At 45.7% G+C, this 920-nt stretch carries 1 protein-coding gene; it reads left to right on the top strand.

Annotated elements, in window-relative coordinates; genetic code table 11:
- Nucleotides 1-28 precede the first annotated feature (28 nt).
- Nucleotides 29-920: rod shape-determining protein (locus A3735_RS07925; protein WP_068637878.1), on the top strand; the 892-nt coding region annotated here is incomplete at its 3' end.

The following is a 920-nucleotide window of genomic DNA, read 5'->3' as shown; positions in this document are numbered from 1 at the left end:
TACGAATTGTTTAGGTTGATCTCACACCATGTTTAAAAAGATCCGAGGCTTATTTTCCAGCGATTTATCTATTGACCTAGGGACAGCTAATACGCTTATTTATGTTAGGGAACGAGGCATTGTTCTGGATGAACCTTCTGTAGTCGCTATTCGTAGCAACGGAGCGCAAAAAACAGTTGCAGCGGTTGGTGCTGAAGCAAAGCGTATGCTTGGTCGTACTCCTGGTAATATCACAGCAATTCGCCCATTGAAGGATGGAGTTATTGCAGACTTCGTTGTGACTGAAAAGATGTTGCAGCACTTTATTCACAAAGTTCACGAAAACAGCTTTATAACACCTAGCCCGCGTGTTTTGGTTTGTGTACCGAGTCGTTCAACTAAAGTTGAGCAAAAGGCCATACGCGAGTCTGCTCTAGGTGCAGGTGCCCGTGAAGTTTATTTGATTGAAGAACCAATGGCTGCTGCGATTGGTGCCGGTTTACCCGTTGAAGAAGCAAGTGGCTCTATGGTCGTTGATATTGGTGGTGGTACGACTGAAATTGCCATCATTTCTCTAAACGGCATTGTTTATGCTGACTCAGTAAAAGTTGGTGGTGACCGCTTTGATGAAGCAATTGTTACTTATGTTCGTCGTAACTACGGCAGCCTAATTGGTGATACCACTGCAGAGAAGATTAAACAGGAAGTCGGTTGTGCATACGAAGGTCTTGAACTTCGAGAGATCGATGTACGTGGTCGCAATCTGGCAGAAGGTGTGCCTCGTGGCTTTACCTTGAACAGTGAAGAAATCCTCGAAGCGCTACAAGAGTCATTATCTGCGATTGTACAGGCAGTGAAAGGGGCTTTAGAGCAGTCACCTCCAGAGCTTGCATCAGATATTGCCGAGCGTGGTATTGTCCTGACAGGTGGCGGATCATTGC

It is taken from the genome of Oleiphilus sp. HI0061 (assembly GCF_001635675.1).
The sequence above is the reverse complement of the archived record's forward strand: the minus strand, read 5'-3'. Positions and strand labels throughout refer to the sequence as shown.